Raw genomic sequence first — 22,295 nt, 5'->3', positions numbered from 1 at the left:
AGCCAAGATCGTATCCTTAGACTTTTCGTCCCCAGAGTCACCGTGCTGATCGACGGCATGGCGTGCTCCCCTCAATCCTACCTATGTATCCGGATGAATGGAGGCTAGGCCAGGGCTGGGGTTATCAAAGATATGCTAGTATTTGATAGCGCAGATAACTGGTGAGGAGATTTCCATGAGCGTTACAGAGCAGTCGGGCGTCTCCACTTTGGTCGGTACGCCTAAGGAGGCTCGGGCGAGCTTAAGCCGCTCGCATGCGGACCGAGTGCTGGTCGTGTCTTTTGATCAGGTCAACCTCAGCGTATTTGAGGCGTTGGCGGAAAACTTCGCCAATGTGGCTTCTTCGATGTACGAGGTGCTGCAGGAGCGTCAGGACCCGAAGTCGCTGGAGCGACTGGCCGAGGTGTTTGTGACGCGTAAGCCGCCTTCGCCTCGACTGCTAAAGGAAGCGGCAATGCTGGTCCAAGCCCGCAAAGCGGTGTTGGAAAGCGGTGACTGGCTGACCGCCGCAGACATCGCCCAGGTGGCCCAGTTGAGTACTAGAAACCCGAGTGCCCAGCCCAACAAATGGAAAAAGCAGGGGCAGATCTTTGCCATCAGCCACGGTGGGGTCGATTATTTCCCGGGGTACGGCTTGGATCCGGATGCGGGCTATCGGCCGTTCAAGCCATTAGCCAAAGTCATTGAGGCTTTCGCTGGCCACAAGGACGGCTGGGGTATGGCTTACTGGTTCCGTTCAGATAACAGTTTTCTGGGGGGCAAAAGGCCCCAGGACCTGTTGGCATCGGCGCCTGATCGGGTGATTGCTGCCGCACTGGATGAGATCCAGGGCATCGTCCATGGCTAAGCAGCGTACCGAGTCCAGTGAGGGTAGCGCGACGCCTCCCACGGATTTGGCGGCGTCCGTTACCCCAGTGCCTGCGGCTACGTTGCACGTCACTTTCACCGTGATCGCCAAAGGCGATGTGCTTCACCGTGTGCACCAGGATAAGTATCAGCCTGATCAATTCAATCCTGGTGTGCACGGCAACGCACGCTTCAGCCCGATCCAGGATGATCAGGGGCGGGCGATTCCCACCTTGTATGGAGGCACGACAGTCGATTGCGCCTTGATGGAGACCGTCTTCCACGACGTTCCCCATACGGCTGGGTTTAAGAGCTTCGACAAAGGCAAGCTGACTGGACAGGTGCATTCTGCCGTCCAGGTTAGCCAGCCGCTGCACCTGGTTGATCTGTCCAGCGTGCCACTGCGGAAACTGGGCATCACGCGCAAGCAATTGATCGACACTGAGAAAGATCAATATCCTGCGACGCGCAAATGGGCCGAGGCAATCCACCGTCAGTGTCCAGATGCCCAGGGGCTGTCTTGGGTGTCGCGACAAGATGATTTGGCACGTGCGGTGGTGCTCTTCGGTGACCGGATTCCTGACGGCGCACTCCATCCGCAGGGGGCGTCACGCAGCTTGACCGGCGACTCGACTGTATTCGACACGGTGCTCAATCTGGCAGAGCGGATTGGGGTCGTTATCATCGCGGGAAAAAGCTGAGTCAAAATGACCGAACAGTGGCCCTTGGAATCCGCTCTCTGAGACTGAAATCGTCACTCACCAGTCATTAGATCTTGCTGAAGTCGGCGGGCTTTGATGGGGCATTGATGGGATTCCGTACAAATTTTATGTGGCGTCGACGGCCAGACACGTCTCGCGTACATCCCAAGGAATTGGTGGTGCTTGCCACAGAGCGCAGCAACAACGATGGCTGGTGCCGTGCAGGCCTAGAATGCGGAGCTCGTTATGAAGGTCAACCAGATGTTAAGTGATGAACTGGTGAGCCGGCTGGAAGAGAAAATTCCAGCCATGGCGAAAGGCGCGATTCATGCCGCTTATATCAATATGCTGGCGGCCGGACTCAGTGTGATGGAGATCAGGGATGGCATGCTCATTGAAACAACGGCCGATGGTCCGCACACGGTTATTCGGATGGCCAACCTCAAGCATAAGGTAGCTTCGGGCAGGATTATCAAAGTGCGCCACCTTTCATAGCGAAAGGTTGAGGGCGTCCGTATCTTCACGATGTCGCCGCGCAGCGCGCGGGGAATCTGCACATCCGTCAGGTCAATCTTTATGCTTTGCGCGAAAAATCGCCAGGCTCGCCATCGTATGGGCGGTTAAATCAGTGACCGGTGGCTCTCAGCTTAGCCAAACCCTGTTTGATGTGTCCGGCGTTCTCGCCGATGGTCTGAAGTGCACCTCTGACGTTGGCGCCAATCTCTGTTGCATCTTGGTCTTCTACCTTCAAGGTCAGCTCCATCACCGCCGCCTCCAAGGCGAGCTGATTTTGGTAAAGCCGCTCAAGAACATCAGAAAGTGAATATTCGGTGGGCATTGTTTCGACTCCGATCGAGGAGTCGAAAGCGTAGCAGCGGGAAGGGCAGAAACCAAAAACCAGTAGGGCGGGCGAGTATTTGCAGCAATCGAGTGGCTGCGATCCTCTGAACGAATAACTACGGTATCGAGCTACCGGGCAATCTTTCTAGTGATCGGTATCGTGTTGCTCGCCATCGGCTTCGAGTCATCCAGTGCCTGGCTGCGGCTTATGGTGTTGAAATCAATGGAGCGTGTGCCAAAATAACGTTGGTTAACCGTGATATCCAGCAGATAACTGCCAGGTGCCACAAAGTCGGCATGGGAAAACTGCCCAAGACTGATATCGTCATGGCGATCAATATTCAGGAATTCCGAATTGAACTCCGTTGCGTTCAAACAACGCGCGCAAGAGATCACCGCGCAAAAAATGAATAGTTTGCGACCGGACACGAAAAATCCCTTTGTCAGTGCTTGGGCGGAAATAAAAGAGGGGAGTAGTCCCCTTCTATGCAGCCGATACAGACGTGTTAGTTATAAGCGACGGTGAAGTTGGCAACGCTGTCCGCTTCACCCGTGGTGACGGCAGTGGCGGTGGCTTCGTACATAGCGGCGAAGCTAACGGTGTTATTGCCGTTCTGTAGGCGATAGGAGCAACTTGTTGTTTGCCGTTGTCGAGCATTTCGCCGGCGTTGGCCTGCAAACGAATGCTACGTTCTGGGCCAGGCCAGTGGTGGCGAACAGCGCCGGAACCACCGGATCCTGCACGCCGCTGAAGGTGAAGCGAGCGTTTTGCTGGGTGGTGGTGTCGCAGTCGGTCAACACAATGTCGAATTTGGTCGGCGTTGAACGGTCCCCGTTGCCTTGAACTGATTCGACGGAACCTGGCCCAAGCGAACAGTCTGATCCAGGAAGTTAGCGTCGATACCGCAAGGCGTCGATACGATTTCACCAATGAAGCGCACGGCGCCCGGGTTGCCGGTGGTCGGCGTGGTAGCGTTAACGACGAAAGAAGTGAGGCCCATCACAAGGGGCGCAGCTGTAACAACTACTAATTTTTCATTACGCGAATCCCTTTGAGTAGTTATTTGTTCGGCCAACGGTGATGTCCTGAATGACGCGTGACGGCAACTAGGATTGCCTTGCGGGTCAAAAGACGAACTTCCCGGTACTACAACGGAAGTCTTTGTGCTGCGGGTAGTTGCCGTCGACAGTTAACCGGTTGGCCAGTCAGAGAAAGATGCCGTAATGGTTGTTTAGAACATGAGGCATCCTTGCTCTGGGGAGGATGATGAGCCAAACAATAAGCCAAAATGTAGAGTTTTTCCTGCGTAGCTGTAGGAAATTTTCTGCGGCTATCTTTGGGGCGGTCTGTCGTTTTTTCGGGTGTTCATTTATCGGTCGAAAGATAGCCCGAACGAGGTGCTATGCGTTCTTCAGAATTTTCCTACAGACTCTTGGGAGCCATGTCATATCGTCCTTCCCCTTCTGCTGCAACGATGTTACGCCTTGGCCCAAGGCACCGGCAGACGACAGATGACCTCATTGCGTGTTCTCGTTCTAGACAATCACTCTTTACAACGCGATATGGTCATCAATGCCCTGCAGCGCTCCGGGGTTTCGGACATTTTGCTGGCGAGCAGCGGCGAACAGGCATTGGCATCGATGCAGCGACAGGGCGGGGTGGACATTGCGCTGTGCGATCTGAGCGGCCAAGGCATGGATTGCCTTGATTTCCTGAACTGTGCCAGCCGACTTTCCCTGGTCCAGACGGTGATCATTTATTGCGAGTTCCAGCCGCAATTGCGGCGAGCCATCGAGCAAATGGCTTCGTTTTCCGGCTTGAAGCTTCTAGGCATCCTGAGTACGCCCATTCACATAAAACCGTTGCAGAAAATGTTGCTGCGTTTCAAGTATGAGCACGTCCTGAATGCGCGAGTCCCGGTTCCGGCCAGCACACTGCCCAGCGAAAGCGATATCCGTCGCGGGCTTGCCCTAGGTGAGTTCTGCGCCTTCTTTCAACCGAAGTTCAGGCTGGCTAACGGCAGGGTGGCGGGCGTTGAAGTTCTGGCGCGTTGGCAGCATCCGGTCCACGGGCTGCTATTGCCCAAGGATTTCCTGGCCGCTGTGCTGGCTTATGACTTGATCGATGAGATGTTCAAGCAGTTGCTCAAGAAGGGCTTGGGTTTGCTGGGTGTATTGGATCGGGAAAAACAGCCGTTGGAATTATCCTTCAACCTCCACGCGTCGCAACTGAAGGGCACCACGCTGATCGATCACATCCGCCAGGCACTGCGTTTCCATAACTTGCCCGGGGCAAAGTTGACGTTTGAACTGGCAGAGAACGGTTTGCTCGAAATGCCGCCGGATGTCCAGGAGAACCTGCTGCGCTTGCGGATGATGGGGTGCGGACTTTCAATCGACGATTTCGGCGTGGGCTTCTCTTCGCTCAAGTTGCTTTGCCAATTGCCCTTCACTGAAATCAAGCTGGATGGCGAGTTTGTCCAGAGTCTCCATGAGCCCCGAAGCCGGGCGGTCATCATCAGCACCATCGCCTTGGCCCGCTCATTGAATATGGAGCTGATCATCGAAGGTGTCAGCGAGGATAAACAGTGCCAGGCGCTGATCGAAATGGGCTGTGTGCTCGGGCAGGGGTTTTATTACGCAAAACCGATGTCATCCCATGAATTGCTGCTCTGGTTGCAGAGCCCGGCCATTCTCTCCCGCAAAACCTAAGGGTGGGTCGCGCGATTTGTCTACAGAAAGGACTTCTTTTCGTAAAAAGGTGAGGGCTGGCGCACGGCAAATGGAAAATTATCGGGCAGCTATTCACGCCGACCCGGCGGGGGGCTATCTTGTCTGATTATTTGCCTGCAAACGGCTTTTTACTTCGCTCGTTATTATCAAGTCATTGATTTTAGAGGTTCAAATGCTGAAGGCTATAGTCGTCGATGATCACCCGTTCATTCGTTCCGCGGTGAGAGCCATTCTGAAGCAAGAGCAGTATGAGATCGTTGCAGAAGCAGGCAATGGCGCCGAGGCCGTGCAGTTGGTACGCGAGCATATGCCAGACCTGGTCCTGATGGACATTGCGATGCCCGGTGTCGACGGCTTGGACGCCCTGGGTCGGATTGCCGATTTGAAGCTGCCGGTCAAGATCCTGGTCCTGACGTCCTTGTTGCCGGTTTTTTTCTCCATGCGCTGCATGAGAGCCGGGGCGGCGGGCTATGTGTCGAAAGCCGATGACCTGGACGAATTGGTCAAGGCGATCAACGCGATCAAATCCGGCTACACCTTCTTTCCCGATCTTACCGTCAATACAGTGTGCCGCGACGACGCCCAAGCGTCGGAGCAAGCCCTGATCCAGAAACTGTCCGATCGTGAATTGTCGATCTTGCAGCAACTCGCCAGGGGCATGTCCAACAAGCAGATTGGCGAGGAAATGCTGCTGAGCAACAAGACCATCAGTACCTATAAGGCCCGCCTGATCGAAAAGCTGAATCTGAAGTCGCTGGTGCACCTGTCGGACATGGCCAAACGTAATAGCCTGATCTGATGCGTGCCTGTTTGCGGTTTTCCCTGGTGTGGTTTTTCGCGCTATGGGCCGCTTCCTGCCTGGCCCAAACCAAGACACACGCAGAGCCTGAGCCCGAGGCGTTTCAGCTGTTCGGGCGTTCGACGGTTGATGGCTACGAAGTCGAGCTGGATGAGTCGGACTGGACCTGGCTGCGACACAAAGGCGTGTTGACCTTGGGTATTTCCACGCCCGACTACCCGCCATTCGACCTGACGACCAATGGGCATGATTACGAGGGGCTCACCGCCGACTACGCCGGACTGATTGCTCAGCTCTTGCATGTCCAAGTGCGTATTCGTCGCTTCGATTCAAGGTCGGAGCTCATAGAGGCCTTGAGGAACCGGGAGATTGATTTCCTGGGCACCGCCAATTCCTTCGAGGCGAAGGACCCGGGGGTGGCGATGTCCATGGCATACGCCGAAGACCAGCCGATGCTGGTCACGCGCAACGATGACAAGGCGACGACGGACCTGGCGGGCAAGCGAATCGCCATGCTTTATCACTATTTGCCTTCCCAGGATGTCCATGAATTCTATCCCGGCGCCCATTTGGTGCTTTATCCCTCGACATTGAGCGCGATCAGCGCCGTGGCATTTGGCCAGGCCGACGTCTATCTGGGTGACGTCATCAGCGCTAACTACCTGATCGAGATGAACTACCTGAACAACATCCAACTGGCGGATTTCTCCGGCATGGAAGGTGGTCGTTTCGCCTTTGCCTTGTGTCTGGACGACGAGCGTTTACTACGGATTATCAACAAGACGCTGGACTCCATTCCCTTGGGCGAACGGATGAATATCCTACGTCGCTGGGGCGCGACGGACGTGAATATTCCAGGGCAGCAGCGCTTGCATTTGAACGCCAAGGAACAGCGTTGGATCGAACAGCATCCCCGCGTCAAAGTCACCGCCATGGAGAATTTCCTGCCGCTCTCGTTCTTTGACGAGAATGGCCGGTTTCGCGGTGCCAGTGCCGATGTCCTGGCCAAGATCAGTGCGCGTACCGGCCTGCAATTCGATGTCGAGCGCAATAATTCGGTGGTCAGGCAAGTGGATGACGTCCAGACCGGCAAAGCGGATCTTATCGCCGGCATGACGCCCAGCACCGAGCGTGAAAACAAGGTGCGCTTTACCCGGCCCTACCTGTCGACGCCTTTCATCCTGGTCAACCGGGCGGGCGCGGAAAGTTCGGTAACGTTGAGTGATCTGGAAGGCAAGCGGGTTGCGCTGGTGCAGGGGATCATGTCCCAGGATTACCTTCGCAACAATTATCCGGACGTGAACCTGCTGTTCGCCGACAACAACGACCAAGCAATGGCCATGGTGCTCAAAGGTGAGGCCGAGGCGGCCATCAACACCTTGATCAGTGCCCGCTATACCATCGCGCGGCGCTACCAGGGGCGCCTGCAAATGACCAGCACCGTGGGAACGGAGCCGGCGAGGGTGGCCTTTGCGACCAATCGGGGCGCCTTGGAGTTGTACTCGATCCTGGACAAAGCCTTGTTGAGCATCTCCCCTGAGGAAATGGCCGAAATCACCAATCGCTGGCGCAACGATGTGGTGGTGAACGACAGCTATTGGCTACGCAACCGCGAGGCCATTGTTCAGGGCTTCGCGATTGCCGGCGGGCTGCTGTTGGTGGCCTTTGTCTGGATCGCCTACCTGGCCCGATTGATCCGCCGACGAAAAGAGGCGGAGCGGGCCCTCAGCAACCAATTGGAATTCATGCGCGTCTTGATCGACGGAACGCCTCATCCGATCTATGTCCTAGACCGGGAAGGGCGCCTGTTGATCTGCAACAGTGGTTACCTCGATGCGGTGGGGCTGCCTCAAGAAAAAGCCTTGGGTCAATGGGCGGCTGAAAGCATGTTTGCCGACCCGTCCGAGGCCAGGGCCTATCACGCGGAATATCTCCACGTCATGGCCGAAGGCGTGGCGCGCACGGAGGACCGTGAGTGGACCCTGGCGGACGGGCGTTTATTGACGATCTATCACTGGATGCTGCCGTACCGGGACAGCGACGATGCGATTATCGGCATGATCGCTGGCTGGATCGACGTCAGCGAACGCCAGCAACTGTTGGGGATGGTCCAAGAGGCGAATCGGGCCAAGACGACATTCCTCGCAACCATGAGCCATGAGATTCGTACACCGATGAACGCCGTTATCGGCATGCTCGAGCTCGCGCTGAAAAAGGCCGATCAAGGCGTGCTCGATCGTTTCGCGATCGAGGTGGCCTCCGGCGCGGCCCATGGTTTGCTGGACTTGATTGGTGACATCCTCGACATCGCACGGATCGAGTCGGGCAAATTGTCGCTGGCCCCGGAACGGGCGAACCTGCGGGAAATGCTCAAGTCCCTCGGGTGTATTTTTGATGGACTCGCGCAGCAGAAACACTTGCAGTTGACGTTGGATCTGGATGCCGGGACCGATTGTGACGTGCTGATCGATCCGCTGCGCTTCAAGCAGGTCGTTTCCAATCTGCTGAGCAATGCGATCAAGTTCACTTCCGAAGGGGAGGTGCGGTTGAGCGTTGAAGTGTTGCCGGCGAGCACCGACGAACACCTGTCCATTCGCTTGCGTGTGAAAGACTCGGGCACGGGTATCTCCGAAGAAGACCAGCAGCAACTGTTCAGTCCTTTCAGCCAGGCCAGCAACAACAGCCAATCGGCTCGCAGTGGTTCGGGGCTGGGGCTGATGATCAGCCGTACCTTGTGCGAAATGATGGGCGGCCGGTTGCAGTTGCACAGCGTGCTGGGCGAGGGCACCCAAATCGAGGTGTTGTTGCAGTTGCCGTTGCTGGAACCCGTTCAGGTTGAACAGGAAGCTGTTATCGAGGAATCTTGCGCGCAGCACACCCTGACGATTCTGGTGGTCGATGACTACCCCGCCAACCGGCTGTTGCTGTCCAAACAGTTGGGCTATCTCGGGCACAAGGTCGTTGAGGCGCAGGATGGCGCCCACGGCTTGCGGGCCTGGCGCAGCAAGCATTTCGATGTCGTCATCACCGACTGCAATATGCCGATCATGAGCGGCTATGCGCTTGCCCGCGCGATCCGTGACGAGGAGGCGGAACGACAAACCGCTCGGTGCCTGATTATCGGTTTCACCGCCAACGCCCAGCCCGACGAAAGAGACCGATGCCTGGATGCGGGCATGGATGACTGCCTGTTCAAACCGATCAGTTTGAAAGAGCTGGGCAGGCGCCTGGACCAGATCGCGCCTGAGGAAGCGGATACCTTTATGGAGCAGCCTGTATCGGAGCAAACCAGCGGTATCGACCTGGGCAGTCTCGAACAGCTGGTCCGTGGCGATGAAGCGGCCATGCAGGCGCTGGTGAACGACCTGACCGTCAGCAACCAGGAAGACCTGGAAAACCTGCCGGTTATCCTGCAGGAACAGGACCTGCCAGCGTTGTCGAACCTGGCGCACAAGATAAAAGGCGGGGCGCGCATCGTCAAAGCGTGGCGGCTGATCGCCGCGTGCGAACAAATGGAAGCCGTTTGCGAAGCCCGGGATTTGCATTTACTTGAAGAAGTGGGCGATGCCTTGCAACTTGAAATGACGGAATTAGCGGCGGCGTTGAATATTTACAGTCATAACGCCTGATGACTTGTTTGTTTTTTTGGTCGCAGGAAAATTCCTACAAAGTCTTGAGCCGATGCAGATAGGTCTGTGTCGGCTGTCCCTTTATCCTGTACTCAAATGAAAACGCATTGTTTCGTCTCTTTCTTGAGCGAGGATGTTCGATTTGAGTGCTCTTAAAAAGTTGTTCCTGTTGTTTTTTACTGTGGCGGCTTTAACTGCCGGGCAGGCCTTTGCCTTGGAATGCCAAGTAACGCTCAGCGAGTCGGATGTGAACCTCGGCGACGTCCTGAGGCTGGAACCCGAAGGGTCTCTCGGTAAAAAAGGCAGTCGTACCCTTCGTCTTGACGCGAGCTGTCCCAAGTCGTCTCAGTTGGTGCTGACGCTGCAAAGCGAATTGAAAGAGCCAGCTTCGCCACTGGCGCGGGCCGAACCGTTGACGGTGCGCTTGAGCCAGGTCGAACTTGATGGGCGTAGGGTCGATCTTTCCCAGCCGCGTTCTTTCAACGGCGGGCGCGGCGCTTATGCTTCTTCGATTGCGATGGTGCCGGGCGACATGGTGATTCCGATCCTGGGGGGACGGCCCGTCAAGGGCAGCGTACTGTCGATGAAGGTCGACATCGAAGCGCCGGAGGCGCAGGGGCTGGTTTCGCTGCTGCTCAATGGGTATTGAAGAACCCTGACTGATGGATGCAGGTAAACCACAGACTTCCCTTTTGCCCAACGAAAGTTGGGTTTTTTTTGAACACGATTTAGGGAAACAGCGTCGTGCGGCCGAAAACGCTTGGGAAAATTCCTACATCTTCTGCGGAATTCGCATCTTCAGGATAGCGGTCGCATTTGTGAATATCGTTTGACGTTTCCTGTTTCTTGCGGCTTGAGTTTATTGATCATGATTAATAACAAAGCGATGCGAATATTAATCGTCGATGACAGCCTTGAACGATCATTGCAGATTGAAAAGTGGTTGAATCGGCTGGGGTACTATCGGATCGCGCCGATTCGATGCCCCAAACAATTATTGTCATTGACTGAATATCCCAGCGCACCTTTCGGGTTGTTGATTGTAAGCCGGGCCCTGGTTGAGGAAGCGAACCTGGATATGCACGCGTTCTGCCTGGAGCGACCCAATGTCCTGCGTACATTGATCTTTTGAACACTGACCAGTTGACCCCAGGTTCGAACAGCGACGCTAGTGGAGATGATCACTTGAACATGTTTGGAGTATTCGCCGCGCTCAAGAAGTCAGGCAGATTGTTGAATCACAACCGCAAACAGTTTGACGAGCGAATCAGGCGGGCCGTCAAGGGTTGTCCGGCGGATCGTGGCCAAGTCGTCACTTTCGATGATGAGTTGTTCGAGACGGACAGGACGGAACTCAACGACGGCGCCGAGCGAAAACTACGGCTGCTCGCCGCGTTCCTCAGCGCGCACCCGGAGCGCCGGGTGCGCATCGAAGGGTTCACCGACGACTTCGGTGATGACGCCCTCAACCGACGCTTCTCCGAGCGCAGGGCTGACAGTGTCGCGTTTGCACTGGACCAGATGGGCATTGATGGCAACCGTCTGGTTACACAGGGCTATGGCAACAAATATCCCGTTGCCGACAACGGCAGCGCTCAATCGAGGCAGTTCAATCGCCGTGTCGAGGTAATCATTTCCGACGACGCGAGCGACGTCGAGGCGCGGCCTTGATCGCCTGAAAAAATCTGGGTCGCCATACAGTCACGGCGATTCCCGTTCCCCTTTGCCCAACGAAAGTTGGGTTTTTTTTCGCGGTGTTCCTCCGTCGGCTCAACACCTCAATCCAAAGCGAGCGTCCTGATGTCAATGTCTGCGTTGCGTGTCATGGTTCTTGAAGATCATTCATTCCAGCGGTCAGTGGCTGTCAGCGTATTGCGGGAGCTGGGGTGCGGCGAAATATTCCAGGCGGCGGACGGTGCCAAGGCGCTGGGTGTCCTGGAGAAGGTCGGTCCAGTGGACATCGTGCTGTGCGATTTGCGCATGGAGGGCATGGATGGCCTGGGCTTCCTTCAAGCGGCAGGCCCGGCAGGGCTTGTCGCGTCGGTGATCCTGTGCAGTTCGCTGTCCAGCGATTTACGTCGCACGGTGCGGCAGATCATTCCGTTCCTGGGGCTTGAGTTTCTCGGTGATATCGGCAAACCGCTGCGCTATGAAGCGCTGGAATTGCTAGTGGGCAAATACCTGAGCACGCCGCGAACCCGCAAGGCCCCTCGCGAACCGATCCGACTCCCAACTGAAGCCAAGGTTCGCCAAGCACTTGCCGCCGGTGAATTCCAGGCCCATTTCCAGCCCAAGTTCCAATTGGATACCGGTGAAATACGCGGCGTGGAAGTGCTGGCGCGCTGGCAACAGCCTGACGGGAAAATCTCGCCACCCTCGCACTTCATGCCGGTCCTGGAGCGCTGCGGTTTGATGGACGAACTGCTTTTCAGGCAGATACGCCAGAGCCTCGAACTGCAGCAACGGTTACGCGTCTTCGGTTACGACCTCAATTTCGCCTTCAACTTGCAGGCCGAGCAACTGCTTAACACCGCGCTGGCGCCACGGATCCAGGCCCTGCTTGACGAGCACGACGCGCGGGGCGGCAGCTTGACGTTCGAGCTGACGGAAAGCGGACTGTTGCAGTTATCCGAAGCCAACCTGGAATGCCTGTTTCGTTTGCGCATGATGGGCTGCGGCTTGTCCATTGATGACTTCGGCGCCGGGTTTTCTTCCCTCCATCGCTTGTGCCAGTTGCCGTTCAGCGAAATCAAGCTGGACGCCGAATTCATTCGCACCGCCTTGTATGACCCGCGCTGTCGAGCGGTGATCAGCAGCACCCTGGCCTTGGGGGAAACGCTGGGCATGACGGTGGTCATTGAAGGCATCGAGACCCAGGAACAACAGCAACTGTTGCTCGGCCTGGGCGGGCTGTATGGCCAGGGCTACTGGTGTGCGAAAGCCATGAGTGGTGATGACCTGTTGCAATGGTTGTTGACCGGAAGCTCACGGCTGATCGACGCCTGAACCCACGCGGCTTAGTTCCTGGTCATTACTCGCACTGTTTGAAGCTGATGCTTGGGAAATTTCCTACAAGCTCTACGGAAACCGTATCTGTGTTGCGGAGTAGGTACCTGCGAAGATTCCTACAGCTCTCCTACAGAACAAAGAGAGTTCAAGCCCTTATTAACGTGTAGCTGTTGAATGGGTTTGTAGTTTCGCTGATGCATTACGCAACTTGATAAACGAAAGATTTTCTCAACCTGAAAGGAAGACTGCTATGAAAAAGACTTTGATCGCTGTAACTCTGCTGGCCGGTACGGCTGTTGCAGGCCTGGCTAACGCCGCCGACGGTAAAATCAACTTTACCGGTACTGTAACTTCTGCGGCTTGTACCATTACTCCAGCCACCGCCACCCAGTCGGTCGCCTTGGGTACCGTCAAGACATCAGCTCTGGCAACTGTAGGTAGTGTTGCTTCTCCGACCAAGTTCAGCATCGTATTGAGTTCTTGCCCGGCCGCAGTTACCAGTGCCACCGTGAAGTTCGATGGGCCGACCGATGCAACTAACAAAAATCTGTTGGCACTGACAACCGGTACCGGTGTGGCTACCGGTGTGGGTGTCGGCCTGTATGAAAGCGATGCAACCACTCAGATTCCGGTGGGCAGCGCCTCGGCAAGCAAAACCCTTTCGACCACCGCCGACACCACCTTCGAATTCGTCGCCAAGTACATGGCTACCGGCACCGTGGCCGCCGGTACCGCGAACGCTGTAAGTGACTTCACCGTCAGCTACAACTAAGCAAAAGGGCCGGGCATTAATAAGTTAATGCCCGGCCTGCTCTGGCTATTCAAAGTTGTATCCCTGTGAATGACTGCAACGCTATTCAAGGAGAGTTATCAATGCATTGGCTAAAATCCGTTTGTATCGTCACTTGTCTTGTAGGGGTCGTTAATACCTCTTGGGCCGGCGTGGTGGTCGGTGGAACACGCGTTGTGTATGACGGTTCGAAAAAAGAAGCGTCGATTTCCGTGAGCAATCAGGAAAAGAAAACCCCTTATTTGATTCAATCTTGGGTCGAGGACGGCACCCAAAAGGCGCCGTTTATCATGACACCCCCGTTGTTCCGTCTTGATGCCGGGCAGGAAAACGTGCTACGCATCATCCGTACCGGCGGCCAGTTTCCGGATAACCAGGAGTCGGTGTTCTGGGTCAACGTCAAGTCTATTCCTGCTTCGGAAAAGACCGATACCAATCAACTGCAGATTTCCGTAAAGACCCGGATCAAGCTGTTCTATCGTCCGGCCGGTTTGCCTGGCGACGCTGCTGAAGCTTACAAGTCATTAAAGTTCACCCGCAGCGGGAATCAGTTGGTGGTGAACAATCCTACGCCTTACTACGTTTCTTTTTATAGCGTGAGTGTGGGTGATAAGGAAATCAACGATGCCGGAATGGTTGCGCCAAAAAGTACATTGACCTGGACCTTGCCTGCCGGTGCGGGCGGTGCTGTCAGTTGGACGGCGATCAATGATTATGGTGGCATTTCCCCAGCGGCTGATGCACCGCTCTGATGATATAGCTGCAATGCATCAAGTATCTATCTAGTTCAAGTTTCAATTGCCGGATCGACTGCCTGCCGGGTGTGGGGGTGGCTTGCATTTATACGTTAGTTGGGTGGAGAGTTTTATATGAGAGCGGAATGTCAGGGCCAGGCGCGACAGTGTGAATACAATACGCGCTCTTCTATTTTTACTCCCTCCCGTCTGGCAATGTTGATTACGGCCCATTGTATGGTGGGGTTCAGTTTGCAACCGGCCGTGGTAGTGGCCGAGGATTATTTCAATCCCCATGCGCTGGAAATCGACACCACCGGCCAAGGCTCCATCGACCTTCAGCATTTCTCCAGCCAGGGCGGGCAGCTTCCTGGTACGTATCGGGTGGATATCTACGTGAACGACAACCGGGTCACCCAACGTGACGTGACTTTTGTCGACGTCGAGGGCAAGTTGCAACCCGAAGTAACCCCGCAGCAATTAAAAGACATGGGCGTCAATCTGGAAGCATTGCCGAACCTGCAGAAACTGCCGGCCACCGAGGTGATTACCCGCCTGCAGGACTATATCCCTGACGCCAGCAGCCGTTTCGACTTCAGCCGGCAACGGCTGGACATCAACATTCCGCAAGCGGCGCTCACCAGTGAGGCCCGTGGCTACGTTGACCCTGCCACCTGGGACCAGGGGATCACCGCCGGGCTGTTGAACTACAACTTCAGCGGCGCCAACACTTCTCGGGATGGCCGCTCGGGTACCGACGACAACTATTACCTGAACCTGCGCAGCGGCGTGAACGTGGGCGAGTGGCGCTTGCGCAACTATTCCGCTTTCAACCAGAGCAATGGGAAAAGCAACTGGGACAACGTCAACACCTACGCGCAACGGGACCTCCAGTCGCTGAAGGGCCAGTTGACCCTGGGTGACAGTTCGACCCCAAGCGATGTGTTCAACAGCGTGCAATACCGTGGTGCGCAACTGGCGTCGGACGACAACATGTTCCCCGACAGCCTGAAAGGCTTTGCGCCAGTGGTGCGCGGTATTGCCCAGAGCAATGCCCAGGTCACCGTGCGGCAGAACGGCTACATCATCTATCAGACCTATGTCGCGCCGGGTGCGTTTGCCATTACCGACCTATACCCCACTTCCTCGAGCGGGGATATGGAAGTCATCATCAAGGAGGCCGACGGCACCGAGCGTCGTTCCCTGCAACCGTTCTCCGCAGTGCCGGTGATGTTGCGTGAAGGGCGGCTGAAGTACTCGGCGACTGCCGGTGAGTACCGCTCAAATGCCACTGAAAGCAGCAATCCTACCTTTGCCCAGGGCACGCTGATCTACGGCATGCCTCACGACACCACGTTGTATGGCGGCCTGTTAGGCTCCGATAAATACGCGGCAAGTAGCCTTGGCGTCGGCCATGGTTTTGGCGACTGGGGTTCGATTTCTACCGACGTGACCCAGGCCAAGACCGAACTGCGAGACGGTTCCAAGCATAGCGGCCAGTCCTATCGCTTCCAGTACGCCAAGGACATCGCCGCTACCGGCACCGCGTTCACCCTGGCGGGCTATCGCTATTCCACCAGCGGTTACTACGATTTCCAGGAAGCCAATGAAATTGATCCAGGCAACTTTAACAACTGGCGCGGGCTGTACAACAAGCGCAGCAAGGCGCAAATCAACGTCAGCCAGTCCCTGGGCGGGTACGGCAACTTCTACGTCAACGGCTATCAGCAGGACTTCTGGCGCCAGAAGGGTTACGAGCGCAGTGTGAGCGCCGGTTATACCGCCGGTTATAAGGGTGTGACCTATGGTGTGGATTACACCTACACCCAGGCTCCGACCTACGAAGGCCGCAACAGCAAGGATCAACAGCTGTCCGTGAGCGTGCAGGTACCTTTGGAGAAAGTACTGCCCAACAGCTGGGCGCGCTACAACCTCAGTACCAGCAAGCGGGGTAATACCACCCAGGACGTGGGCCTGAGCGGCACCGCGCTGGCGGATAACAACCTCAACTATAACGTACAGCAAAGTTATGCCAACCAGGGTGTCGGTGGCAGTGGCGGTGCCAGCGCCAACTACAAGGGCACCTACGGCGAAGCGACGGCAGGCTACAACTACGACCGTAATGCCCAGCAGGTGAACTACGGGCTGCAGGGCGGCATCGTCGCTCACCCTTATGGCGTGACGTTCTCCCAGGAGCAGGGTGAAACCCTGGCACTGGTGCGGGCACCGGGCGCTTCGGGTGTGAAGGTGCAGAACAATACCGGAGTCAAAACCGACTGGCGCGGTTACGCGGTGGTGCCGTACGTGAGTACTTACCGTCAGAACCGCGTCACGCTGGACAGCGAAACCCTGGCCGATGACGTCGACATCGAAAACACCACCAAGACAGTTATCCCGACCAAGGGCGCGGTGGTATTGGCCGATTTCCAAACCCGTACCGGCAGCCGGGCGATGATGACCCTCAAGCACCTGGGTAAACCGGTGCCGTTCGGAGCCACGGCCTCCGTGGTGGAAGACACGACGGCGACGCCGAACAGCGCCATCGTAGGGATGGATGGCGAGGTCTTTCTCGGTGGTGTACCGGATGCAGGGCAACTGCAGGTGAAGTGGGGTGATCGTGCCGACCAGCAATGCAAGGTGGACTTCACATTGCCGAAAGTTTCCAAGGACGCGATTTCGACGGTGCGGACATTCGACGCCGCGTGCAGATGAGGGCAATCCATGAAAGGGTTAAAGAGTGGCATTGATATGAAGAAATTATATTTGGCTGCGGCGTTGTTTCTGGCTGGGAGTTATTCGGCTGTTTCGCAGGCGGCCTGTACGTTTATGTCTGGGGCAGCGACGGATGGAGGGGCCATAAATTGGGGTAACCTCGTAGTACAATGGGATACCGCAGTTGGCGCAATATTATCAACTGCTACTCTCCCAGGGGTCTCCGGAAGGAATAATTTTCTTCAGTGCAATCAAGCCAATTATACGACCCGCTGGAGTGCAGAGGGCGTTACCACCATAACATTTAACGGGGAGCAACTTATCAGTACAGGTATCGCCGGAGTCGCGATGAGGGTCATCACGCCGGGCGCGGGAAGTACAACAGGCCGATATACTGGGGTGTTTCCACGAGAGGCTTCCAATAATTTGGGTTGCACTTGGAGTGGCACATATTCATATTTTTGCGGTGGCAGTTTTGGGGCGACTACCCTTCAATTGGTTAAGGTCGCTAATGTAACCGGTAGTGGGTCGTATATTGTGCCTGGATCTATTCGAGCTTCTGTTGCAAATCAAGTTTACGTATACACTATTGGTTTTGTCTCGTCTTCGATATCCACCGTTGCCTGTAGCGTATCCAACACAACTATCCCTGTCGCTATGGACAAGGTGTCGACAAAAGACTTCACCGGTGTAGGCACTACAGCCTCCACGAAAGCGGTCACCATTCCGCTTAATTGCAACGCAGGTACTAAAGTCAATGTGACCCTGGACGGCACTCGCCACAGTTCCGGTGTTACCGGTGTACTGGCGTTGAATTCGGCCTCTACTACCGTGGCTACCGGCCTGGGATTGCAACTGCTTTACAAAAACACCGCGGTCGCTTTGGGCACGCCTATCGCCGTGGGAACGACTACCAGTAGCGGTGCTTACAATATTGATTTGACCGCCCGTTATTACCAGACGGGCGCGAAGGTCACCGCTGGGCAAGCCAATAGTACTGCAACGTTTACCATGACCTACAACTAAGCATTGCAAGCGCCAGTCCTGTTTTTCTTGGTCTGGTTCTGCTGACTACCCCGCGACCCCAGTTCCCTCCCTTGAACCAGCATCTGCTGGTTCTTTTTTATCCAGTACTTTTGCTTGCCTCATCCCTTGGGAAATTTCCTACAAGGATTAAGGCCGTTACCACGGTTGTTCCCTTGAGGCATCCGACAGAATAAGCCCCATGCACTTACGTCAACTCCAGTTCGAGGTGCCAGTAGTTTCGTGGGACTGCACTTGCCAATTTCCCTTTACTGCAAGTGTCTTTAATGCGCGAGGTGACAATCATTCAATAAACCGTGTTGGTAGGTGAAACGCTATGTGCCGTTCAAGTGCACACATGAAGTGTTCGGAAAACAGTTGACCTGAAAAACTTGGAGAGTCCTTATGAAAAATCAACACTTTTACAGCCGGGCCGGCTTCGCGGGCCTGATCATCGTCATGGCCACCGTGCTGGGTGGCTGCTCCAGCGCGCCGATGCCCAATGAGCAAATCGCCTTGTCCACCGATGCTGTCAATCGGGCCGTGGCGGCCGGTGCCACTCAATACGCGCCGCTGGAAATGAAAACTGCCCAGGACAAAGTGTTCGAAATGCAGCGCGCCATTGGCGAAAAAAAATATGTAGAAGCCAAGGCCCTGGCCGAGCAGATCGAAGCCGATGCCAGCTTGGCTGAGCGCAAGGCCCGGACAGTGAAAACCCAAAAGGATCTGGAAGCCGCGAAGCAGGGCATTCAAGTGCTGAAGAACGAAATGCTCAATGCACCGAACTCCGGCATCAATCCAACTTCCGCTCAAACTCACTGAGGACGCACCCATGCGAATTTCTTTGCTGGTACCCATGGTTTCCCTGTTTGGCCTGACCCTGGTGGGCTGCGCCGCGACCCCGGAGAACGCCAATCTGCTCGCGGCCCGCTCGCAGTTCTCGGCTCTGCAGAGCAATCCAGCGGCCAGCACCCTGGCGGCCATTGAAACCAAGGACGCGTTCACGGCGCTGAGCAAGGCCGACATGTTGTCGAACCAGGACCGCAAGGCGCCGGGCGTCGATCAACTGGCCTACATCGCCCAGCAGAAAATCGCGCTGGCCGAGCAGACTATCCAAGGTCGTCAAGCCGAAGCAGGCCTGAGTAATATCGCCGTGGAGCGGACCCAGGTTCAGCTGGATGTGCGCACCCAACAGCTCAAGGCGCTCCAGGCCATCAATGCCAAGAGCACCGATCGCGGGCAAGTGGTGACGTTCGGTGATGTGCTGTTCGACACCGGCAAGGCCGAGCTCAAATACAACAGCGACAGCAATCTGCGTCAGCTCGCTGATTTCCTCAAGGCCAACCCTGAGCGCAAGCTGCGCGTCGAAGGTTTCACCGACAGCGTCGGCAACGACACCTTCAACCAGCGTCTCTCCGAACGTCGCGCCGACAGCGTTGCCTTTGCACTGACGCGCCTGGGCGTGGACCCAAGCCGTATCACCACCGCAGGTTATGGCAGGGAGTACCCGGTGGCCGACAACGCCACGGCTCGCTCGCGTCAGCTTAACCGTCGCGTCGAGGTGATCATTTCCAATGGCTCGTCAGCCGTTCAAAGTCGCGGTTGATCAAGACCCGAGGGCAGGGCAGCAGGGAAGCGCTCTGTCCTCGCGCTCGCGACGGTCATACTCGAAGTGTCCTACATGAAAGCTCAATACTTCTATGGCTGTGCCGGCTTGGCAGGGGCGTTGTTGGCCTTGGTCCTCTTGCTGGACGGTTGCGACAACGCACCATTCCCCAGCAAGCAGATAACCCTGGCCAACGATGCCTTCAATCGGGCTGTCGCCGCCGGTGCCAGTCAATTTGCACCGCTGGAAATGAGAAATGCCCTGGACAAGGTCTTCCAAATGGAGCGCACCCTTGAGCAAAAAGACTACGTGCAAGCCAAAGCGTTGGCCGAGCAGATCGAGGCCGACGCCAGCCTGGCCGAACACAAGGCCCTGACGCTAAAAATGCAAAAGGCGCTGGATGAAGCGCAGAACGGAATTCAAGTGCTGAAGCAAGAGAGTCTGCGAGCGCCGGACTCGCGTTTCAATCCAGCGTCTGCCCAAACAATCGGAGCAGCGCCGCTGTTCGTTTTCTGAGCGACTTTCTGAACGAAAAAATCGATGCTCGCCCAACGCGTGGGATGGTCTATCTGCCCATAACCCATCTCTGTAGAATCGCGCTCACAAGCCTCCGCAAATGGCGGCAGGGCAAGTCGAATTCGGCGCAGGTCGGGCCATGGAGTGGAGTTGTCTTACCTATGAATGTTGACCCCTCGAGCCGACCCAATGCGCAGGACTCGCGCCAGTCAGCTTCTGCCCTGGCGTTTCTCTCGCGCTTTTTCGCCGCCGAATCAGCCGGAGGCCTGATCCTGATGGCTGCGGCATTCCTGGCCCTCGTCGTGGCGAATTCCCCTTGGTCCGCCCTTTATTTCTCGGTGTTGCAGGTCAAAGTCATTGGCCTGTCGGTCGAGCATTGGGTCAATGACGGCCTGATGGCGATCTTCTTCATGTTGGTCGGCCTGGAGATCAAGCGAGAAATGCTCGCGGGCCAATTGTCGACCTGGAGCCAGCGCGCGCTCCCGGGTTTCGCCGCGTTGGGCGGCATGCTGGTGCCGGCGCTGATCTATGTCGCGGTCAATTGGGGCAACCCGCAGACCTTGAGCGGGTGGGCCATCCCCGCGGCGACCGACATTGCGTTCGCCTTGGGCATCCTGTCGTTGCTCGGCAAACGGGTTCCTGTTTCCTTGAAAATTTTTTTGTCGGCCCTGGCGATTCTCGATGATTTGGGCGCGGTGCTGATCATCGCTTTGATCTACACCACGGGCCTGTCCATCGGCATGCTATTGGCTTCGCTGGCGGTGGTCGTTTTCCTGATGGTCTTGAACCGTTGTGGCGTGAAGGCGCTGCTTCCCTATCTGATCGCGGGGGCGCTGCTGTGGTTCTTCATGCTGCAATCCGGCGTTCACGCGACCCTGGCCGGCGTGATCCTGGCTCTTTGCATCCCGCTCGGCGACCCGGAAAACGAACAACAGTCGCCACTGCTGCATCTCGAAGAAAAAATGCACCCGTGGGTCGCATTCGCGGTGGTACCCATCTTCGGCTTCGCCAATGCCGGCGTGTCCCTTGCCGGGATTTCGCCCAGTGACCTGGCCAATCCGGTGCCGCTGGGCGTAACCCTCGGGCTGCTACTGGGCAAGCAAATCGGCGTATTCGGCCTGGCGGCCCTGGCGATACGCGGGGGCCTGGCGAAACTTCCCGAAGGCTGCGGCTGGTTGCAGCTCTATGGCGTGGCGCTTTTGTGCGGCATCGGTTTCACCATGAGCCTGTTTATCGGTGCGCTGGCGTTTCCGGGTGCGCTGGAGCTGATCGACGAGGTCAAGATCGGCGTGCTCCTGGGCTCCATCCTGTCTGCCGTCATGGGCGTTATCGTCCTGCTGATGCCCGGTCGCCCGAAGGCGCCAGCTTCAATCTGAATGGAAGAGGGGGGTTATAACGACAGGCGCGCCCCCTAGTCCGTTTCGTTCCGTCGCCGCTTCCACGGGAAGCTATCCTCACCTGACCGTTAAAGAACGCTTCATGACTGACGACATAGGGTTTAACGACCTGAGGAGTATTCAGTATGAAAAGTCGGTGTTGGGTGATTGGCGTTTCGTTGTTCATGACCCTGGGCAGTGTCTGCCAGGCGGCGCCTGCGGTGAGCCGCGGGGTTATCCACTTCACGGGAAACATTGTCGAACCGGGGTGTCAGTCCCGCGTTGCTTCCAGTTCGGCCATTGAGTTCAATGAGTGTCCAAGTGCCGTTCGAGGCGCGACGCTCAACGTAACCCCCCTCGCCACGAAGAATACCGTCACGACAGATCGGGCCGGCGTCTCTGCCAGACTGGTTGCCGACAGTGGGTACGGCGGGCGTTATTACAACCAGCGCTATGAATTGGTGGACGGTGCCGGTAAGCCTGTGCTCGCGGGGGACTACCTGATCACCGTGACGTCGCCATAAAATCGCTTACAGGACTGCAGATCGCGTGACGGATTCTCATCAAGGCCCAGGGGGAAGTCACTTCTTGGCCTTGATACACCGCAAAAACAAGTCCAGAATCAAGTCTTTTCCTGCTCTGGCAAGAAAAGAAACCCCTTAGATTTCAATGGGTCGGACACCAGATACGAGTCTCGTTTCCCGCTCCAAGATTCAAAAAAAAGCCACTCAGATGAGTGGCTTTTTTTTTGCCTGAGATTTGGATTTGGGGTGCCGGCGATATCCCCAGCAGAGTGAAATGGCGTCTGACGTGGCGTTTGCAGCCGGCTATGAAAGCGCGTCTCAATTCAGCCGCGAGTAGGTAAGGCAATTCGGCGCCTTTCCTGCCCGCGATGCACGCGAAATACGTCAGGCAATCACCGGCGAGGCTTTTAACGCGACTTCAAGGTTTGACAACCATCAGTGAAGCCAACCGAGACTG

General features: G+C 56.3%; 22 protein-coding genes. 20 read left to right on the top strand and 2 right to left on the bottom strand.

Annotated features, from left to right (window positions below; genetic code table 11):
• Window positions 1-175: 175 nt before the first annotated feature.
• From CGA22_RS00810 to CGA22_RS00800, 3 genes are all read left to right on the top strand, one after another.
• Window positions 176-847 carry a hypothetical protein gene (locus CGA22_RS00810; RefSeq protein ID WP_041020405.1) on the top strand — a complete coding sequence of 224 codons (672 nt, stop codon included), beginning with the start codon at window positions 176-178 and terminating at the stop codon, window positions 845-847.
• Complete coding sequence (locus tag CGA22_RS00805) at window positions 840-1,547, top strand: RES family NAD+ phosphorylase (RefSeq protein ID WP_041020406.1); 708 nt, start codon at window positions 840-842, stop codon at window positions 1,545-1,547. The genes CGA22_RS00810 and CGA22_RS00805 overlap by 8 nt, the downstream gene beginning before the upstream one ends.
• Before the next feature lie 246 nt (window positions 1,548-1,793).
• Complete coding sequence (locus CGA22_RS00800; RefSeq protein ID WP_041020407.1) at window positions 1,794-2,042, top strand: hypothetical protein; 249 nt, start codon at window positions 1,794-1,796, stop codon at window positions 2,040-2,042.
• Between the two features lie 130 nt (window positions 2,043-2,172).
• Here the strand turns inward: CGA22_RS00800 and CGA22_RS00795 are convergent, their stop codons facing one another.
• Complete coding sequence (locus CGA22_RS00795) at window positions 2,173-2,385, bottom strand: hypothetical protein (protein WP_041020408.1); 213 nt, start codon at window positions 2,383-2,385, stop codon at window positions 2,173-2,175.
• A 131-nt stretch (window positions 2,386-2,516) separates the two neighbouring features.
• Window positions 2,517-2,816 carry a FimD/PapC N-terminal domain-containing protein gene (locus CGA22_RS00790; RefSeq protein WP_256223049.1) on the bottom strand — a complete coding sequence of 100 codons (300 nt, stop codon included), beginning with the start codon at window positions 2,814-2,816 and terminating at the stop codon, window positions 2,517-2,519.
• A 208-nt stretch (window positions 2,817-3,024) separates the two neighbouring features.
• On the opposite strand from CGA22_RS00790, the gene CGA22_RS00785 reads away from it, so the two are divergent.
• The 17 genes from CGA22_RS00785 (at window position 3,025) to CGA22_RS00705 (ending at window position 21,838) form a co-directional block, all read left to right on the top strand.
• Entirely contained in the window at window positions 3,025-3,231 is a 207-nt protein-coding gene (locus tag CGA22_RS00785; protein ID WP_041020410.1) for a hypothetical protein, read from the top strand.
• A gap of 518 nt (window positions 3,232-3,749) precedes the next feature.
• Entirely contained in the window at window positions 3,750-5,099 is a 1,350-nt protein-coding gene (locus CGA22_RS27270; protein ID WP_177329216.1) for an EAL domain-containing protein, read from the top strand.
• 193 nt (window positions 5,100-5,292) lie between these two features.
• Window positions 5,293-5,919, top strand: a complete 627-nt coding sequence (locus CGA22_RS00775) for a response regulator transcription factor (protein WP_041020412.1) — start codon at window positions 5,293-5,295, stop codon at window positions 5,917-5,919.
• Window positions 5,919-9,548, top strand: coding sequence for a transporter substrate-binding domain-containing protein (locus CGA22_RS00770; RefSeq protein WP_052435070.1), 3,630 nt, complete (start codon window positions 5,919-5,921; stop codon window positions 9,546-9,548). Before CGA22_RS00775 ends, CGA22_RS00770 begins: the two co-directional genes overlap by 1 nt.
• A 133-nt stretch (window positions 9,549-9,681) precedes the next feature.
• The gene (locus tag CGA22_RS00765) at window positions 9,682-10,197 is read left to right on the top strand and encodes a hypothetical protein (protein WP_041020413.1); all 516 of its coding nucleotides are present in this window, start codon (window positions 9,682-9,684) and stop codon (window positions 10,195-10,197) included.
• Between the two features lie 219 nt (window positions 10,198-10,416).
• Window positions 10,417-10,680: a hypothetical protein gene (locus CGA22_RS00760; RefSeq protein ID WP_052435071.1), complete on the top strand. Its 264-nt coding sequence runs from the start codon at window positions 10,417-10,419 to the stop codon at window positions 10,678-10,680.
• A 101-nt stretch (window positions 10,681-10,781) separates the two neighbouring features.
• Window positions 10,782-11,219 carry an OmpA family protein gene (locus tag CGA22_RS00755; protein WP_177329217.1) on the top strand — a complete coding sequence of 146 codons (438 nt, stop codon included), beginning with the start codon at window positions 10,782-10,784 and terminating at the stop codon, window positions 11,217-11,219.
• A gap of 129 nt (window positions 11,220-11,348) precedes the next feature.
• Window positions 11,349-12,554 carry an EAL domain-containing protein gene (locus tag CGA22_RS00750; RefSeq protein ID WP_041020414.1) on the top strand — a complete coding sequence of 402 codons (1,206 nt, stop codon included), beginning with the start codon at window positions 11,349-11,351 and terminating at the stop codon, window positions 12,552-12,554.
• Between the two features lie 253 nt (window positions 12,555-12,807).
• Entirely contained in the window at window positions 12,808-13,329 is a 522-nt protein-coding gene (locus CGA22_RS00745) for a fimbrial protein (protein ID WP_041020415.1), read from the top strand.
• Window positions 13,330-13,430: 101 nt separating this feature from the next.
• The gene (locus CGA22_RS00740) at window positions 13,431-14,099 is read left to right on the top strand and encodes a molecular chaperone (RefSeq protein WP_041020416.1); all 669 of its coding nucleotides are present in this window, start codon (window positions 13,431-13,433) and stop codon (window positions 14,097-14,099) included.
• 219 nt (window positions 14,100-14,318) lie between these two features.
• Complete coding sequence (locus tag CGA22_RS00735) at window positions 14,319-16,793, top strand: fimbria/pilus outer membrane usher protein (RefSeq protein WP_041020417.1); 2,475 nt, start codon at window positions 14,319-14,321, stop codon at window positions 16,791-16,793.
• A gap of 9 nt (window positions 16,794-16,802) precedes the next feature.
• The gene (locus CGA22_RS00730; protein WP_084213692.1) at window positions 16,803-17,819 is read left to right on the top strand and encodes a fimbrial protein; all 1,017 of its coding nucleotides are present in this window, start codon (window positions 16,803-16,805) and stop codon (window positions 17,817-17,819) included.
• A 402-nt stretch (window positions 17,820-18,221) separates the two neighbouring features.
• Window positions 18,222-18,638 carry a DUF4398 domain-containing protein gene (locus CGA22_RS00725; protein ID WP_052435074.1) on the top strand — a complete coding sequence of 139 codons (417 nt, stop codon included), beginning with the start codon at window positions 18,222-18,224 and terminating at the stop codon, window positions 18,636-18,638.
• Between the two features lie 10 nt (window positions 18,639-18,648).
• Window positions 18,649-19,422, top strand: coding sequence for an OmpA family protein (locus tag CGA22_RS00720; protein ID WP_041020418.1), 774 nt, complete (start codon window positions 18,649-18,651; stop codon window positions 19,420-19,422).
• Window positions 19,423-19,497: 75 nt separating this feature from the next.
• Window positions 19,498-19,938 carry a DUF4398 domain-containing protein gene (locus tag CGA22_RS00715; RefSeq protein ID WP_041020419.1) on the top strand — a complete coding sequence of 147 codons (441 nt, stop codon included), beginning with the start codon at window positions 19,498-19,500 and terminating at the stop codon, window positions 19,936-19,938.
• Between the two features lie 161 nt (window positions 19,939-20,099).
• Window positions 20,100-21,314: a Na+/H+ antiporter NhaA gene (nhaA, locus tag CGA22_RS00710; protein ID WP_041020420.1), complete on the top strand. Its 1,215-nt coding sequence runs from the start codon at window positions 20,100-20,102 to the stop codon at window positions 21,312-21,314.
• A gap of 146 nt (window positions 21,315-21,460) precedes the next feature.
• Complete coding sequence (locus CGA22_RS00705) at window positions 21,461-21,838, top strand: hypothetical protein (protein ID WP_041020421.1); 378 nt, start codon at window positions 21,461-21,463, stop codon at window positions 21,836-21,838.
• Window positions 21,839-22,295: the final 457 nt, after the last annotated feature.

The sequence above is a fragment of the Pseudomonas sp. PSB18 genome (assembly GCF_014596565.1).
GTDB lineage: Bacteria > Pseudomonadota > Gammaproteobacteria > Pseudomonadales > Pseudomonadaceae > Aquipseudomonas.
The sequence above is the reverse complement of the archived record's forward strand: the minus strand, read 5'-3'. Positions and strand labels throughout refer to the sequence as shown.

Coding starts and splice junctions, on each gene's coding strand:
- CGA22_RS00765 (WP_041020413.1), top strand. CDS start 9,682: ATGTTCGATTTGAGTGCTCTTAAAAAGTTGTTCCTGTTGTTTTTTACT.
- CGA22_RS00800 (WP_041020407.1), top strand. CDS start 1,794: ATGAAGGTCAACCAGATGTTAAGTGATGAACTGGTGAGCCGGCTGGAA.
- CGA22_RS00720 (WP_041020418.1), top strand. CDS start 18,649: ATGCGAATTTCTTTGCTGGTACCCATGGTTTCCCTGTTTGGCCTGACC.
- CGA22_RS00730 (WP_084213692.1), top strand. CDS start 16,803: ATGAAAGGGTTAAAGAGTGGCATTGATATGAAGAAATTATATTTGGCT.
- CGA22_RS00705 (WP_041020421.1), top strand. CDS start 21,461: ATGAAAAGTCGGTGTTGGGTGATTGGCGTTTCGTTGTTCATGACCCTG.
- CGA22_RS00805 (WP_041020406.1), top strand. CDS start 840: ATGGCTAAGCAGCGTACCGAGTCCAGTGAGGGTAGCGCGACGCCTCCC.
- nhaA (WP_041020420.1), top strand. CDS start 20,100: ATGAATGTTGACCCCTCGAGCCGACCCAATGCGCAGGACTCGCGCCAG.
- CGA22_RS00810 (WP_041020405.1), top strand. CDS start 176: ATGAGCGTTACAGAGCAGTCGGGCGTCTCCACTTTGGTCGGTACGCCT.
- CGA22_RS00760 (WP_052435071.1), top strand. CDS start 10,417: ATGATTAATAACAAAGCGATGCGAATATTAATCGTCGATGACAGCCTT.
- CGA22_RS00740 (WP_041020416.1), top strand. CDS start 13,431: ATGCATTGGCTAAAATCCGTTTGTATCGTCACTTGTCTTGTAGGGGTC.
- CGA22_RS00770 (WP_052435070.1), top strand. CDS start 5,919: ATGCGTGCCTGTTTGCGGTTTTCCCTGGTGTGGTTTTTCGCGCTATGG.
- CGA22_RS00795 (WP_041020408.1), bottom strand. CDS start 2,385: ATGCCCACCGAATATTCACTTTCTGATGTTCTTGAGCGGCTTTACCAA.
- CGA22_RS00775 (WP_041020412.1), top strand. CDS start 5,293: ATGCTGAAGGCTATAGTCGTCGATGATCACCCGTTCATTCGTTCCGCG.
- CGA22_RS00745 (WP_041020415.1), top strand. CDS start 12,808: ATGAAAAAGACTTTGATCGCTGTAACTCTGCTGGCCGGTACGGCTGTT.
- CGA22_RS00725 (WP_052435074.1), top strand. CDS start 18,222: ATGAAAAATCAACACTTTTACAGCCGGGCCGGCTTCGCGGGCCTGATC.
- CGA22_RS00750 (WP_041020414.1), top strand. CDS start 11,349: ATGTCAATGTCTGCGTTGCGTGTCATGGTTCTTGAAGATCATTCATTC.
- CGA22_RS00735 (WP_041020417.1), top strand. CDS start 14,319: ATGGTGGGGTTCAGTTTGCAACCGGCCGTGGTAGTGGCCGAGGATTAT.
- CGA22_RS00715 (WP_041020419.1), top strand. CDS start 19,498: ATGAAAGCTCAATACTTCTATGGCTGTGCCGGCTTGGCAGGGGCGTTG.